General features: G+C 73.0%; 12 protein-coding genes. 6 read left to right on the forward strand and 6 right to left on the reverse strand.

Features of this window, described 5'->3' with window-relative positions:
- Positions 1-42: 42 nt before the first annotated feature.
- Positions 43-972 carry an aminoglycoside phosphotransferase family protein gene (locus tag H9L09_RS02490; RefSeq protein ID WP_246456219.1) on the reverse strand — a complete coding sequence of 310 codons (930 nt, stop codon included), beginning with the start codon at positions 970-972 and terminating at the stop codon, positions 43-45.
- Positions 973-1337: 365 nt separating this feature from the next.
- Here H9L09_RS02490 and H9L09_RS02495 point away from each other — a divergent pair, with 365 nt between their 5' ends.
- The 3 genes from H9L09_RS02495 to H9L09_RS02505 are packed head-to-tail and all read left to right on the forward strand — an operon-like array spanning position 1338 to position 3915.
- Positions 1338-2201: an ABC transporter substrate-binding protein gene (locus H9L09_RS02495; protein WP_246456220.1), complete on the forward strand. Its 864-nt coding sequence runs from the start codon at positions 1338-1340 to the stop codon at positions 2199-2201.
- Positions 2198-3151 (forward strand): amino acid ABC transporter permease, encoded by a 954-nt coding sequence (locus H9L09_RS02500; RefSeq protein WP_246456221.1) that lies wholly within the window; start codon positions 2198-2200, stop codon positions 3149-3151. The genes H9L09_RS02495 and H9L09_RS02500 overlap by 4 nt, the downstream gene beginning before the upstream one ends.
- 11 nt (positions 3152-3162) lie before the next feature.
- On the forward strand, positions 3163-3915 hold the full coding sequence (locus H9L09_RS02505) for an amino acid ABC transporter ATP-binding protein (RefSeq protein ID WP_187580626.1): 753 nt from the start codon (positions 3163-3165) through the stop codon (positions 3913-3915).
- Positions 3916-3956: 41 nt separating this feature from the next.
- Here the strand turns inward: H9L09_RS02505 and lepA are convergent, their stop codons facing one another.
- Positions 3957-5834: a translation elongation factor 4 gene (gene lepA / locus H9L09_RS02510; RefSeq protein WP_187579200.1), complete on the reverse strand. Its 1878-nt coding sequence runs from the start codon at positions 5832-5834 to the stop codon at positions 3957-3959.
- A gap of 202 nt (positions 5835-6036) precedes the next feature.
- On the opposite strand from lepA, the gene H9L09_RS02515 reads away from it, so the two are divergent.
- Entirely contained in the window at positions 6037-7005 is a 969-nt protein-coding gene (locus H9L09_RS02515; RefSeq protein WP_246456222.1) for an aminoglycoside phosphotransferase family protein, read from the forward strand.
- Positions 7006-7118: 113 nt separating this feature from the next.
- Complete coding sequence (rpsT, locus tag H9L09_RS02520; RefSeq protein WP_187579201.1) at positions 7119-7379, forward strand: 30S ribosomal protein S20; 261 nt, start codon at positions 7119-7121, stop codon at positions 7377-7379.
- Between the two features lie 59 nt (positions 7380-7438).
- On the opposite strand, the gene holA is transcribed toward rpsT, so the two are convergent.
- Positions 7439-8425: a DNA polymerase III subunit delta gene (gene holA / locus H9L09_RS02525; protein ID WP_187579202.1), complete on the reverse strand. Its 987-nt coding sequence runs from the start codon at positions 8423-8425 to the stop codon at positions 7439-7441.
- Positions 8426-8582: 157 nt separating this feature from the next.
- Between holA and H9L09_RS02530 the strand changes: the two genes are divergently transcribed.
- A complete protein-coding gene (locus H9L09_RS02530; protein WP_187579203.1) occupies positions 8583-10223 on the forward strand; it encodes a serine/threonine-protein kinase in 1641 nt (546 codons plus the stop codon).
- A gap of 23 nt (positions 10224-10246) precedes the next feature.
- Here the strand turns inward: H9L09_RS02530 and H9L09_RS02535 are convergent, their stop codons facing one another.
- The 3 genes from H9L09_RS02535 to H9L09_RS02545 all read right to left on the reverse strand — a co-directional run bounded on the left by H9L09_RS02535 (position 10247) and on the right by H9L09_RS02545 (position 14671).
- On the reverse strand, positions 10247-12646 hold the full coding sequence (locus H9L09_RS02535; protein WP_187579204.1) for a ComEC/Rec2 family competence protein: 2400 nt from the start codon (positions 12644-12646) through the stop codon (positions 10247-10249).
- A gap of 31 nt (positions 12647-12677) precedes the next feature.
- A complete protein-coding gene (locus H9L09_RS02540; RefSeq protein WP_187579205.1) occupies positions 12678-13694 on the reverse strand; it encodes a ComEA family DNA-binding protein in 1017 nt (338 codons plus the stop codon).
- Between the two features lie 107 nt (positions 13695-13801).
- Complete coding sequence (locus H9L09_RS02545; RefSeq protein WP_187579206.1) at positions 13802-14671, reverse strand: DegV family protein; 870 nt, start codon at positions 14669-14671, stop codon at positions 13802-13804.
- Between the last annotated feature and the right edge of the window lie 2 nt (positions 14672-14673).

Raw genomic sequence — 14673 nt, forward strand, 5'->3', positions numbered from 1 at the left:
CGGGAGCGCACTCGGCCGGCGGGAGCGCCGGGCCCCTGCAGATCAGTCCTGGACGGCCTTGGCGACCGCGAGGCACATCGTGATCCGAGACCCCTCCTGCGCGCTGAGCGCGCGGCCGGCGCGTGCGGCGTCCTGCACCGACCAGTGCGCGTTGACCACCGAGCGGACCACCACCCAGTCCCGGGCCCGGTCCTCGTCGAGCAGCGCGGCGTCGACCAGCGCGTGGAAACGGGCGCGGGTGGCGGCGCGCACGTCGCCCGAGGCGACCACCTCGTCCCACCGGTTCCACAGCATCGGCGCCGGCTCGTAGTGCGGGTCCCCGGACATCGGCTTGGGATCGATGGCCAGCCAGGGCTCCCGGTCGGCGGCTAGCACGTTCTCGTAGTGCAGGTCGCCGTGGACGATCCGGCCGACCGACGCCGGGTCGGCGACCAGGTCGCGGCCCAGGGCCAGGGCCTGCTGCACCATCCGGCGTGGCAGCGGCAGGTCGGAGCCGGCGGCGGCGAGCGCGTCCAGCCAGCGTCCGACGTACGACGTCACGGGGCGCAGCTGCGGCATCGCCGGCCGGTGCAGCCGCCCGTAGAGACCGGCCACCACCTCGCAGGCGTCGAGGTCCCAGAGGTCGGTGAGGTCCTCGCGGTGCAGCCGCTCGAGCAGCAGCGCCCGCCGGCCGGGGTCCGCGCGGAGCAGGCGTACGGCGCCGCGCCCGCCCCAGTGCTGCAGCGCCAGCGGCTCGTGGAGCGACTCGTCGTCGCCGTCGAAGGCGACCTTGAGCACCGCCGGACCACCCGCGTCGGTCCGCACCGGCATCACCAGCGAGGCGGCGCCGTGCCACAGCCGGTCGCCGTCACGCTGCAGCCCCCACTCCTCGAGCACCTCGACGGCGAGCCGCGGCAGCCGGTCCAGCCAGTCGGCCCAGTCCTGCCCCAGCGCGGCCTGGCCGGAGAGGCCGGGAGGGAGGGTCAGGGACACCGACCCATCCTGCCCCAGCCCCCGCCGAGTCGGCGCGTCCGCAGCGCTGAACCCTGCCGAGTCGGCGCGTCCGCAGCGCTGAACCGCGCCGAGTCGGCGCGTCCGCAGCGCTGAACCCTGCCGAGCCGGCGCGTCTGCAGCGCTGAACCGCGCCGAGTCGGCGCGTCTGCAGCGCGCACGGTTCGTCCGTGATCGCTGACCGGGACGGGTCATCTGTGTGCGGGTGCTGTCCACTTCCTCCGCAGCCGCGGCACGGCCGTGCTTCACTGGAAACGGAGCCGATCAGCAGATCACCGCGAGCCATCCGGAGGTCTCTCATGAGGAGACACCACACCCGCCGCGCAGCCGCGACATGCCTCGCGGCCATGCTCGTCCTCCTCGCGGGCTGCGGCGGGGGAGACTCCGGGACGTCGGGCTCCAACCCCAGCGCCTCCCTGCCGTCGGTCAGCGAGGACCCGGCGCTCGCCGCCAAGGTCCCCTCCGGCATCGCTTCCGACTCGACGATCACGGTCGGGACGGACGCGACGTACGCCCCGAGTGAGTTCCTGGCCGCCGACGGCAGCACGGTCGAGGGCTTCGACGTCGACCTCTTCGACGCGGTGGCGGCCAAGCTCGGTCTCGGGACGAAGTACGTGCCGGCCCCCTTCGGCAACATCATCCCCAGCGTCCAGTCCGGGAAGTACGAGATCGGCGTCAGCTCGTTCACCATCAACCCCGACCGCGTCAAGGTCGTCGACATGGTCCGGTACTACTCGGCTGGCACCGCCTGGGCGACCCAGACCGGGAACCCGTCCGGCATCACGGTGGACAAGGCGTGCGGCCACCGGGTCGCGGTGCAGCGCGGGACCGTGCAGGTGGACGACGTCACGGCGCGGTCGACCAAGTGCACCGCGGCCGGCGACAAGGCGATCTCGATCGACCAGTACCAGGGCCAGGACCAGGCCACCGCCGCCGTCGTGTCCGGCAAGGACGACGCGATGCTGGCCGACTCCCCCGTGATCGCCTACGCCGTGAAGCAGACTGCCGGCAAGCTCGAGCCCCTCGGCGACATCTACGACTCGGCCCCCTACGGCTATGTCGTCAAGAAGGGCGAGGGCGACTTCGCGCAGGCCCTCGCCGAAGCGGTCAACCAGCTGATCGCCGACGGCACCTACGCGAAGGTGCTCTCCAAGTGGGGCGTCGAGCAGGGGGCCGTCGACAGCGCCCAGGTGAACCCGAGCGCGCCGTGACCGTCCTGCACCGCGGCTCCGAGGCCGAGGCCGACGAGATCAAGGCGCTGCCGGTCCGCCATCCCGGCCGGTGGGTGGCCACCGCCTTGGTGGCGGTCCTGCTGGCGATGTTCGTCAACATGCTGGTCACCAATCCCGCCTTCCAGTGGCGCTTCATGGTCGACAACATGTTCACCCCGCCGGTCCTCAACGGTGTGCGCACCAGCCTGGTGCTCACCGTGCTGGCCATGCTGATCGGGGTCGCGATGGGCGTGGTTCTCGCGGTCATGCGGCTCTCGCCCAGCCCGGTCGTCTCGGCTGCGGCATGGGCCTACACCTGGTTCTTCCGGGCCGTGCCCCGCATCGTGCTGGCGATCCTCTTCGGCAACCTGGGCATCCTCTACACCCGGTTCTACGTGGGGTTCCCCTTCGACCAGCAGCTGCTGGAACTGCTCGGCTTCTCGGACGCGGATGCACGGATCTTCGGCGTCGACGCCCGCACGATCGGCGCCGGCTTCGTCGCCGGTCTGCTGGCCCTGGCGCTCTCCGAGGCGGCGTACATGGCCGAGATCGTGCGGGCCGGCATCTCGTCCATCGACCCCGGCCAGACCGAGGCGGCGCAGGCGCTCGGGATGAGCCGCCTGCTGACCCTGCGCCGGATCGTGCTGCCGCAGGCCATGCGGGTCATCGTCCCGCCGACCGGCAACGAGACCATCGCGATGCTCAAGGACACCGCGCTGGTGGCGTTCGTCCCGGTGACCAACGAGCTCTTCTTCCAGCTGCAGGCGATCGGCAGCCGGACCTTCCAGATCTTCCCGATGCTGGTCGCCGCCTGCATCTGGTACCTGGCGATGACGAGCGTGCTGATGATCGCCCAGCACTTCGTCGAGCGTCGGTTCTCCCGCGGCTTCGGCGTCCCGCGCGAACAGGCGGCAGCGGTTCCCGCCGGCGGCATGGGCGGCGCCTCGTGAGCGACGTGCCGATGGTCAAGGCCGAGCGGGTCCGCAAGCGGTTCGGTCACCTGGAGGTGCTCAAGGGCATCGACCTGGAGGTGACCCCGCGCGAGGTCCTCTGCGTGATCGGTCCGTCGGGCTCGGGCAAGTCGACGTTCCTGCGCTGCGTGAACCACCTGGAGAAGATCGATGCCGGCCGGTTGTGGGTCGACGGCCAGCTCGTCGGGTACCGGCAGCGCGGCGAGGTGCTGCACGAGCTGAAGGAGTCGGAGATCGCGGCCCAGCGGCGAGACATCGGGATGGTGTTCCAGCGGTTCAACCTGTTCCCGCACATGACCGCGACCCAGAACGTCATGGAGGCGCCGAACCGGGTCAAGGGGCTCGGCCGCAAGGACGCCGAGTCGCTGGCCCGGGACCTGCTGGGCCGGGTCGGTCTCGGGGACAAGGCCGACAGCTACCCCGCCCAGCTCTCGGGTGGCCAGCAGCAGCGGGTAGCGATCGCCCGCGCGCTGGCCATGGAGCCGAAGCTGATGCTCTTCGACGAGCCGACCTCGGCGCTGGACCCCGAGCTCGTCGGCGAGGTGCTCGACGTGATGAAGCAGCTCGCCCTGGACGGCATGACGATGCTGGTGGTGACCCACGAGATGGGCTTCGCCCGCGAGGTCGGCGACACGCTGGCCTTCGTCGACGACGGCGCCATCGTCGAGATCGGGCCGCCCCGCGAGCTGATCGCGAACCCGCAGCACGCCCGCACCAAGGCGTTCCTCTCCAAGGTGCTCTGAGCGGGCAGGGCCCGGACCAGGTCACCCGGTGGTGGGGAGGGCTACTTCTTGCCCTTCTCGCCGGGTCCGCTGTCGGAGGAGAGCGCGGCGATGAAGGCCTCCTGCGGGACCTCGACCCGGCCGACCATCTTCATGCGCTTCTTGCCCTCCTTCTGCTTCTCGAGGAGCTTGCGCTTGCGGGTGATGTCGCCGCCGTAGCACTTGGCAAGCACGTCCTTGCGGATCGCGCGGATGGTCTCCCGCGCGATCACCCGGGCCCCGATCGCGGCCTGGATGGGCACCTCGAACTGCTGGCGCGGGATCAGCTCGCGCAACTTGCCGGCCAGCGCGACGCCGTAGGTGTAGGCGTGGTCGCGGTGCACGATCGCGCTGAACGCGTCGACCGTCTCGCCCTGGAGCAGGATGTCGACCTTGACCAGGTCGGCGGCCTGGTCACCGATCGGTTCGTAGTCCAGCGAGGCGTAGCCCTTGGTCCGCGACTTGAGCTGGTCGAAGAAGTCGAAGACGATCTCGGCCAGCGGGAGGATGTAGCGCATCTCGACGCGGTCCTCGGAGAGGTAGTCCATGCCCTGCAGCTGGCCGCGCTTGGACTGGCAGAGCTCCATGATCACGCCGATGTAGTCGCTCGGGCTCAGGATCGTGGCGCGGACCACCGGCTCCCGGACCTCCGCGATCTTGCCGCCGGTGGGGTACTCGCTCGGGTTGGTGACCTTGTGCGTGGAGCCGTCCTCCATCACGACCTCGTAGACCACGTTGGGCGCGGTGGAGATCAGGTCGAGGTTGAACTCGCGCTCCAGCCGCTCCCGGACGATCTCCATGTGCAGCAGGCCGAGGAACCCGCAGCGGAACCCGAAACCGAGGGCCCCCGAGGTCTCCGGCTCGTAGGCGAGCGCGGCGTCGTTGAGCTGGAGCCGGTCCAGTGCGTCGCGCAAGGTCGGGTAGTCGTCGCCGTCGATGGGGAAGAGCCCGGCGAACACCATCGGGTTCGGGTGCTTGTAGCCGCCCAGCGCCTCGGTGGCGCCGTGCACCTGGCTGGTGACGGTGTCCCCCACCCGTGACTGCCGGACGTCCTTGACGCCGGTGATGAGGTAGCCCACCTCGCCGACCCCGAGGTCGCCTGCCTTGACCGGTTCCGGCGAGATCACGCCGACCTCGAGCATCTCGTGGACGACTCCGGTGGACATCATCTTGATCCGGTCGCGGTGGGTCAGCTTGCCGTCGACGACCCGGACGTAGGTGACCACGCCCCGGTAGGTGTCGTAGACCGAGTCGAAGATCAGCGCGCGGGGCGGGGCGTCCGGGTCCCCGACCGGAGCCGGCGTCTGCCGGACGATCTCGTTGAGCAGGTTCTCCACCCCGAAGCCGGTCTTGGCCGACACCTGGAGCACGTCGGCGACGTCGCAGCCGATGATGTGGGCCAGCTCGGCGGCGTACTTCTCCGGTTGCGCCGACGGGAGGTCGATCTTGTTGAGCACCGGGATGACGTGCAGGTCGGCGCCGAGCGCGAGGTAGAGGTTGGCCAGGGTCTGCGCCTCGATGCCCTGCGCGGCGTCGACGAGCAGCACGGCGGCCTCGCAGGCCTCGAGCGAGCGGGACACCTCGTAGGTGAAGTCGACGTGGCCCGGGGTGTCGATCATGTTGAGCACGTAGCTGCCGGGCTCGGAGCCGGCCTCGTTCGCGGCCGGCACCGTCCACGGCATCCGCACGGCCTGGCTCTTGATGGTGATGCCGCGCTCGCGCTCGATGTCCATCCGGTCGAGGTACTGCGCGCGCTGGTGACGCTCGTCCACGACACCGGTGTACTGCAGCATCCGGTCGGCAAGGGTCGACTTGCCGTGGTCGATGTGCGCGATGATGCAGAAGTTGCGGATGATCGCGGGATCGGTCTTGCCCGGGGAGGGCGCCTGCTGCTGGGACACGGGCTGCTTTCGGTGCGTCGGATCAGTCAGATCGTCGGGGTCGTCGCGTGGCGTCGAGGGGGACTGCTGACGCCACGAGCGGTACGGGACCCCATTCTCCCATGGCGGAAGGGCCGCGACCCAAACGAGACGCCCGGCAAGGGACCGGCGCGTCCGGGAAGATGGGCCGACTCCGCACCGGCCGATCGGGTTGAATCCGGTCATGACCGGACCCCAGACGATCGCCGCCGTCCCCCAGGCCCCCCACGGGCGGACCGCTCGCCGGGTGGACTGGATGCTGCTGCCCCCGATGCTGCGCCGGGCGATCGAGCAGCGGATCGGCTTCCCTGTGATCGAGGCCCGCTCCGCCGGTGCCGGGTTCACCCCGGGCTTCGCCTCGCTGCTCGTCGGCGCGGCCGGCCAGCGAGTGTTCGTCAAGGCCGCCAACGCACTGGCCCAGGCGCCGTTCGCGGACGCCTACCGGGAGGAGGTCCGCAAGCTGGCGGCCCTGCCACCGGGGCTGCCGGTCCCCCGGCTGCTGTGGAGCATGGACGCCGAGTGGGTGGTCCTGGCCATGGAGTACGTCGACGGGGAGAACCCGTCGCGTCCCTGGCAGCCGGCGCAGCTGGAGGCCTGCCTGGACACGCTGGAGGAGCTCGCCGACAGGCTGACCCCCGCACCGGCCGCGATGAGGCTCGAGCCGATGGCCGCCGTGGACGAGTTCGGCGCGATGCTCACCGGCTGGGCCTACGCAGCCCGGCAGCATCCGGACTGGCCGCACCGCGAGGAGGCCGCGGCGCTGGCGGCCCGCCACCAGGAGGCCCTCTCCGGCACGACCCTGGTCCACACCGACGCCCGCGACGACAACTTCAGGATCACCCCGCAGGGTTCGGCGGTCCTCTGCGACTGGAACTGGCCGGTGCTCGGACCGGCGTGGGCGGACTCGGTCATGCTGCTGATCTCGGTGAGCGGCGAGGGCCACGACGTCGAGGAGATCCTGGCTCGCCGGCGGCTGACCCGCGACGTGGACCCCGAACACGTGGACGTGCTGCTGGCGCTCCTGTGCGGCTACTTCCTCGAGGCCCGGGACCGTCCGGTGCCGAACTCCTCGCCGTTCCTGCGGATCCACCAGTCCTGGTATGCCGAGGCATCCTGGTCGTGGCTGGCCGCGCGTCGGGGCTGGCGGTCCTGAGCTCGATTTGAGCCCTTCGCCGACACGCTGGTATCGTCGGTCCTCGCGTGCCCGCCGCTCGGCGTGCCCGCACCCTGACCATCATCTCCGGCTGAACAGCAGAGGCTTGCCACGTGGCGAACATCAAGTCCCAGATCAAGCGCAACCGACAGAACGACGCTGCGCACGAGCGCAACAAGTCGGTGAAGTCGGCGCTGAAGTCGGCCGTGCGCAAGTTCCGCGAAGCGGCTGAGGCCGGGGACAAGGAGCAGGCGCAGAAGCTGGCCGCCGTCGCGTCGAAGAAGCTCGACAAGGCTGCGTCCGCGGGCGTCATCCACAAGAACCAGGCGGCGAACAAGAAGTCGTCCATCGGCAAGAAGGCTGCTTCGCTCTGAGCTGAGCGTTCGCGAAGGCGCTGATCCCCCACGGGGGTCGGCGCCTTCTGCGCGTCCGGTCAGCGCTGGAGGCGCGCGCCGGTCACCCGCAGGACCATCCGCTCCAGCGCGTAGGCCGCGTCGCTGGCGGCTCCTTTGACGTCGGCGTCGGCCTGGGCCACGGCGGTGATCGCGCGGGCCAGGCCGTCGTCGTCCCAGCCGCGCGCCTGCTCGCGCAGCATCCGCAGCTTCCACGGCGGCACCCCGGCCTCGCGGGCCAGGTCGCCGTCCCGCATCCCGCGCGGCGCCGCCATCACCCGGGCCAGACCGCGCAGCCCTCCGGCGAACGCGCTGGGGACCAGGACCGGGGCCGTTCCGGAATCGAGCGCCCAGCGCAGCTCCTCGAGCGCGACCGCCGTGCGGCCGTAGAGCGCGGCATCGGCCACCGCGAAGGACTTCACCTCCGCGCGGCCACCGAAGTAGCGCTTGACCACGGACTCGGTGAGAGGGGCGTCCGGGAAGTCGCTGGTGAGCTGGTGGGCGGCGCCCGCCAGCGCGCGCAGGTCCTGCCCGATCGCCTGCACCAGCAGGGTCGCCGCCTCGTCGTCGATCCGACCACCGTGGCTGCGCACCTCGGCGACGAGGAAGCGCACGAACTCGGAGGGCTTGAGCGAGGCGGACTTGATCTCGGTGACGGTCCTGGGCAGCTTCCGCAGCTTGTTGAGCAGACCGGTGCCCTTCTGCCCGCCGCCGTGCACGAGGATCAGCCCGACCTCGTCGGAGGGGGCCTCGGCGTAGTCGACGATCCCGGGGTGCGACTCCTCGGGGAGGTTCTCCAGCCCACGCACCACCACGCAGCGGATCGAGGAGAACAGCGACGGCGCGGCGAGATCGGCGAGGGCGGCCATGCTGAGCTGGTCGGCGTTGGTCTCGCTCACCTCGCACTCGGGCTCAGCCCGGCGTACCGCCTGGGTCGCGGCGGTCACCGCCCGCTGGTTGAGGAGCTCCTCGGGACCGGTGATCAGCGTCACGTGGCCGAGCACGTCGGTCGCGGTCGGGTTCGCCATGATGGGCACCAGAGTGCCACATCCCACCGACCTGATCGGCCCGGCGCGGTGGCTGCCTGGTGAGAAGCGAGCGCCGCCGAAGCGTAGGCCTCCGCGTGATGGGTATCCCCTGTCTAACTGCCTGCGCGCCGGAGCGCGGCCGCCTGTGAGGAGACCCATGCAGCCCGACCTGATCGGCGGTCGCTACCGCGTCGAGCGAGCCATCGGGCAGGGCGGCATGGGCACGGTCTGGTTGTGCCGGGACACGACGCTCGAGCGCGACGTGGCGGTCAAGCAGGTCGGCCTGCTGCCGGGTGAGTCGGTGCCGGACTCCGCCCGGGCGCTACGGGAGGCCCGGTCCTCGGCCGCGCTCGGGCACCGCAACGTGGTGACCGTCTTCGACATCGTCGAGGAGCAGGGCGCCGTCTGGATGGTCATGGAGTACGTCCCGTCCCGGACCCTCTCCGAGCTGCTCAAGGAGAAGGGCCGTCTGACACCTGCCGAGGTCGCCGCGATCGGCGCCCAGGTCGCCGACGGACTGGCCGCAGCGCATGCGGCCGGCACCACCCACCGGGACGTGAAGCCGGGCAACATCCTGGTCCGCGAGGACGGGGTCGCCAAGATCGGCGACTTCGGCATCGCCCGCACCTCCGGTGACCCCGCGCTCACCTCGGCCAGCCTGGTCACCGGCACGCCCCACTACTTCGCGCCCGAGCTCGCCACCGGGTCCGACTCCGGCCCTGCCTCGGACGTGTGGGCTCTCGGTGCCTCGTTGTACGCCGCCGTCGAGGGACGGCCGCCCTACCGGGCCCAGACCAACCCGATGGCCGTGCTGCACGAGATCGCCCAGCACCCGCCGGATCCCCCGCAGCACGCCGGTGTCCTGGAGCCGGCGCTCAAGCGCATGCTCGACCGCGACCCGCGCTCGCGCTGGTCGATGACCGATGCCGCCCACGGCCTGCACCGGATCGCCGAGGCGCAGACCGAGCGCACCCGCGAGCAGACCGCGGCCTTCCCCGCTGCCGGCGCTGCCGGTGCAGCCGGTGTTGCCGGCGCTGTCGGTGCGGCCGCGGCTGGCTCGTCCGACGACCACGCCGCCTCCGGCGCCGGCGGCGCTGGTGCGGCAGGCGGCGCTGGTTCAGCAGGTGGCGCTGGTTCAGCAGGTGGCGCTGGTGCGGCCGGCGGCGCCGGGGCCGACCACCTGCGCGGTCTGGAACCGGAGCCGCGACGACGCCGCCGGCCGGGCCCGGCGCTGCTGGCCGCGCTCGCCCTGCTGCTGCTCATCGGTGGCCTGGTCGGCTTCTCGCTGCTGGATGGCGGGAACGATGACCCGGCGGCCTCGGAGCAGCCGGTCACGCCGTCGCCGACGGCGAAGAAGAGCTCGAAGAAGCCGTCGCCCTCTCCCTCGTCGAGCGCACCGGAGCCGACCCAGGACGCGACGACGTCCGCCCCGACTCCCTCCACCCCGGCCAAGACCGCGACGTCGGCCCCGCCACCGGCCGGCAACGGGTCCCAGGCATCGTTCCTGCAGGACTACTACGCGACCGTCCCGGCCGACACCGACGCCGGCTGGGCCATGCTCGGCCCCGACGAGCAGTCGGTCGGTCGTGACAGCTACGACGGGTTCTGGGCGACGTACCAGTCCGTCCGGCCCAGCGACATCCAGCTCCTCGACGGGAACGCCGCGGAGGTCACGTTGACCTACACCCAGAATGACGGCGGAGTGGTCGTCGAGCGGCAGCGGCTCCAGCTGATCCCCGACGGTGAGGGCGGCTGGCTCATCAACGACGACACCGTGCTCAGCTCGCGGAGCGGGTAGCAGCCCGGGGACCGGCCGCGGTCTCACCCCGGCGTCCGGGGCCCGCTGGTGCTGACCCGCAGCCGGCCGTCGACCACGCGCACCGCGACGTCACCGTCCTGGTCGGTGCGCCGCACCTGCAGGCCCGCGTGCTCGAGCAGCGCGAGCGTGGCCGGCGCCGGGTGCCCGTAGTCGTTGCCCACCCCCACCGAGATCACCGCGAGCACAGCGCCGAGCGAGCCGATCAGCTCCGGGTCCTGGTCGGCGCTGCCGTGGTGCGGCACCTTCAGCACGTCGACGCGCAGGTCGGGCACGGCGGCGTGGAGCATCTCCTGGGCGGGGGGCTCGATGTCGCCGCTGGCCAGGATCCGCACGCCCCGCGACTCCACCAGCAGCACCGTGCTCGCGTTGTTGGGTGGTGAGCCCGGGCCTTCGGCTCGGGGCAGCCGCGCCGGTCCGATCACCTGCCAGCGCAGCAGGCCCAGCTGGTGGACCTCCCCGAACCGGGCGGTCCGGACCGGGATGCCGGCGGCACCGGCCCAACGACGTACCTCCTCCGCACCGGCGGGCGGATCCGCCAGACCGGTGACCAGGATGCGGTCCACCCGCCGCCCGTCGAGAACGCCGGGCAGACCGTCGACGTGGTCGGCATGGAAGTGCGTGAGCACCACCACCGGAACCTCGCGCACCCCGAGGCGGTCCAGGCACCGGTCGATCGCCGGCGGGTCCGGACCGGCGTCGACGACCACCGCCCGGCCCTCCCCCGCGTTCAGCACGAGCCCGTCGCCCTGGCCGACGTCACAGGCCACCATCACCCAGCCGCTCGGCGGCCAGCCGGGCGACGGCAGCGGCACGAGCACGACCAGCGTCATCGCCGCGGCGGTGAGCACCGCGGGTCCCCGGCGGGCGAAGACCCAGGGCGAGCCGGCCGCGATCGCGGCACAGAGCGCGCAGAGGACGGCCAGGCCGAGCGGTCCCGCGGCCCAGTGCACCGCGGCGGTCGGCAGCGGCGCGAGGTGCGTGGCGACGGCGATGATCCACCAGGCGCTCGCTGCCGCCCCGGTGCCGACCAGCACCCCGGCCCACGGCAGGACCGGCATCAGCAGGCCACCGACCAGCCCGAGCACGGTCGCCGGACCGACCGCCGCCGCCACCAGGAGGTTCGCGATGACCGCGACCAGGCTGACCTGCCCGGACAGCGCCGCGACCGCCGGCGTGCAGGCGAGCTGCGCCGCGAACGGCACCGCCACCGCCTCGGCCACCCACCTGGGCGCCCACCGCATCAGTGCGTCGCGCAGCACCGGTCCCAGGAACAGGATCCCGGCGGTCGCCTGCGCGGAGAGCACGAAGCCCCACGAGACCGCCAGCCAGGGGTCCACCAGGACGAGCACCAGGACCGCGACGCCGAGCGCCCGGGCTCCCTGGGTGCGTCCGTGGCTGCCCATCCCGATCAGGCCGACCGTGCCCATCGCCGCGGCGCGCACCACGCTGGGCTCGGTGCGCGCCAGCAGCACGAACCCGACGACTCCCAGCCCGCCGATCACCACCAGACCCCTGCCCCGGACGCCGGCCCAACGGGCCAGGACCAGCAAGAAGCCCACGACCAGGGTGAGATTGGTGCCGGACACGGCCGCGAGGTGGGTCAGTCCGGTGGTGCGGAAGTCCTCGACGACCTCCGCCGACAGCTGCCGGTCGTCACCGACCACCAGGGCCGGCACCAGCGCCTCGGCGTCACGGCTGCCATGCACCACCGACGCACGGATGCCGCGCCGGACGACGTCGGCACCGCTGAGCAGCGCTCCCTGCTCCGCGACCACGGTCGGGGCCCGGCGGGGCAGCAGCACGGCGGCCACGGTCTCGTCCTGCGCCGGCCGCAGCCGTCCGGTGGCCTCGACGGTGTCGCCGAGCCGGACGTCGAGCCAGTCGAGGTCACCGATCACCAGCACCGGCACCGCGCTGCGGTAGCTCCGGCCCAGCCCCTCCACGGTGCGCACCGAGAGGCGGACCAGCACGTAGGGAGCGAATCTCCCCTCCCGGCGCACCGGGTCCGAGGCGACCCGGGCGGTGAGGCTCACCGAGGTCTGCGCCTGCGCCAGCCGCGCCACCGGCGTCGCCCGGTGCTGCTCCACCCGGAGCGCCGCCGTGCTCGCCGAGGCACACGTGACGACCGCGCAGCCGACCAGCAACCAGGTGCCGGCGCGGCTCGGGCGAGGCCAGGGCGGGCGCGCTCCGCGGCGGTCGTCGGCGTCGCTGCCGGACTGGGTCCCTGGGCCACGGGAGGTCCGGGACCGGTGCCGGACCGCCACGGCCGCCGCCCCCGCCGCCGCCGCAACGGCTGCCACGGCGATGGACACCGACCCCAGCAGGACCAGCAGCGAACCCGCCCAGGCACAGCAGGCCAGCAGCACCACGCGCAGGTCCGGGCGCTCCTGGTCAGGCTTCACCGGAGCGGGCCGCGGACCCGCGGGCCCCGGCTCACAGCGTGACGAACGGCGCCAGCTCGGCCAGGGTCGCCTCCCCGATCCCGGAGACGTCGAGAAGCTCGTCCACGGACGCGAAGGCGCCGTGCTCGGCGCGCCACTGCAGGATCGCCTGGGCCGTGACCGGGCCGACGCCGGGGAGGGTCTCCAGCAGCGCCTGGTCGGCGGTGTTCAGGTTGACCAGCGGGGATGCGGCCCCTCCCGTCGATCCCGCCGGGTCCGAGACCGCCGAGGCCGCGACCCCCGGGACCACGGCCACACCCACGAGGACCTGCTCGCCGTCGACCAGAGGCCGGGCCAGGTTCAGGGTCTGGAGGCGGACACCGCGGCGGGCACCGCCGGCCGCCTCCAGCGCGTCCACCACCCGGGAGCCCGGCGGCAACCGGACGATGCCCGGGTGTCGCACCCGGCCGGCCACGTCGACCACGAGCGCGGCCGGGGCGGCACCGGCACTCGCCCCCGCGGCGGGCCCCGGTCCGGGGGCCGACGCCTGCGACGCGTCAGCCGTTGCCTGCGCGACCGTGCCCACCAGGGCCGACGGGCCGCTGGAGGCCGGCCGGGCGACCACCAGCTCGCCCGGGTCCGCCGACCGCACCGCCCACCAGGCCGAGACCCCCAGCGCGACGGCGACCAGCAGCGAGAGCAGCGCGACGTGCCCCACTCCGAGCCCGGCCCGCCCCTGCATCGTGGCCGGCAGCCGGTCCAGGAGCCAGGCGCCGGCCGCGGTGGCGTGCGGCACCGGCCGCCTCGCATGCCGCCCGGGAGACCGCTCCGTCCCGCCGGTCGGGGTGTCCGTGGTGGCGTCGGCCGCGGTGCCGGCCGCGGGGTCGTACCTGGAGGTCCGGGCCGCGGTGGACCCGCCGGCAGGGAGCTCGCCGGACCCGTCCGACCCCGAGCGCGACGGGGGATCGACAGGGGCCGGGCGGATCGCGGCGAGCTCAGCGCTCAACAGCTCCAGCCGTCGCCGTGCCACCTCGGCGACCTGTTCGTCGGCGGATCTCCGTGAGCGCATGCCTCCACGCTAGGCAGCGGCGACGCCCCTCCGCCCCGTCGATCCCGGCGGCTGTGGACAAGTGGCGCGCGGCGCCGCCGGGGGACGAAGACCGGCGGTCGGGCGGCTCAGCGCGGGGCGACGACCACCGCGACCATGCCCGGTCCGACGTGGGCGCCGAGCACCGCGCCCACCTCGCCGAGGTCGACCTCGCGACCCTCAAGGTTCACGGCGAGCCGTTCGGCCAGCCGACCCACCAGGACGTCCGCGCGGTCGGCGGCGGACAGGTGGGCCACCGCCACGTCGACGCTGCAGTCCCCCGCGGCCTCCACCGCCAGCTCCTCGAGCCGGCTCAGCGCCCGGGAGGAGGTGCGCACCTTCTCCCGCAACGACACCCGGCCTTCGGCCAGCGCGAGCAGCGGCTTCACCGCGAGCGCCGACCCGATCAGCGCTGCCGCCGCGCCGATCCGGCCGCCGCGGCGCAGGTACTCCAGCGTGTCCACGTAGAACAGCGACGTGGTGGCCGCGGCCCGCGTCCTGGCCGCCGCCGCCGCGTCCTCGGCGGAGCCGCCGGCGGCCAGCACGTCGGCGGCGGTGAGGACGGCGTACCCGGTGGCGAAGCCGAGCTGCCGCGTGTCCACGGTGAGCACCGGGATCCCGGCCTCGCGCGCGGCGAGCTGTGCCGACTCGAAGGTGCCGCTGACCTCCCCGGAGAGGTGGATCGAGAGGATCGACTCAGCTCCCTGCTGCGCTGCCTGCTGGTAGGCCTCCAGGAAGACCGCCGGCCCCGGCCGCGACGTACTCACCGGCGTCCACTCCCGCAGCGCGTCCGCGATCGTCTGCGGGGTCGCCTCCGGCGCGCCTTCCTCGTAGGAGCGGGCTCCGATGACCACCTGCAACGGCACCACGACGATCCCCCGCTGCGCGGCGACGTGCGAGGGCAGCATCGCCGTCGAGTCGGTGACGAGCACGACCGAGTCGGCCTGCGAGGGCGGCATGC

Source organism: Nocardioides mesophilus (assembly GCF_014395785.1).
In the GTDB taxonomy this organism is placed as follows: domain Bacteria; phylum Actinomycetota; class Actinomycetes; order Propionibacteriales; family Nocardioidaceae; genus Nocardioides_B; species Nocardioides_B mesophilus.

Coding starts and splice junctions, on each gene's coding strand:
- H9L09_RS02495 (WP_246456220.1), top strand. CDS start 1,338: ATGCTCGTCCTCCTCGCGGGCTGCGGCGGGGGAGACTCCGGGACGTCG.
- H9L09_RS02505 (WP_187580626.1), top strand. CDS start 3,163: ATGGTCAAGGCCGAGCGGGTCCGCAAGCGGTTCGGTCACCTGGAGGTG.
- H9L09_RS02515 (WP_246456222.1), top strand. CDS start 6,037: ATGACCGGACCCCAGACGATCGCCGCCGTCCCCCAGGCCCCCCACGGG.
- holA (WP_187579202.1), bottom strand. CDS start 8,425: ATGGCGAACCCGACCGCGACCGACGTGCTCGGCCACGTGACGCTGATC.
- H9L09_RS02530 (WP_187579203.1), top strand. CDS start 8,583: ATGCAGCCCGACCTGATCGGCGGTCGCTACCGCGTCGAGCGAGCCATC.
- H9L09_RS02540 (WP_187579205.1), bottom strand. CDS start 13,694: ATGCGCTCACGGAGATCCGCCGACGAACAGGTCGCCGAGGTGGCACGG.
- H9L09_RS02545 (WP_187579206.1), bottom strand. CDS start 14,671: ATGCCGCCCTCGCAGGCCGACTCGGTCGTGCTCGTCACCGACTCGACG.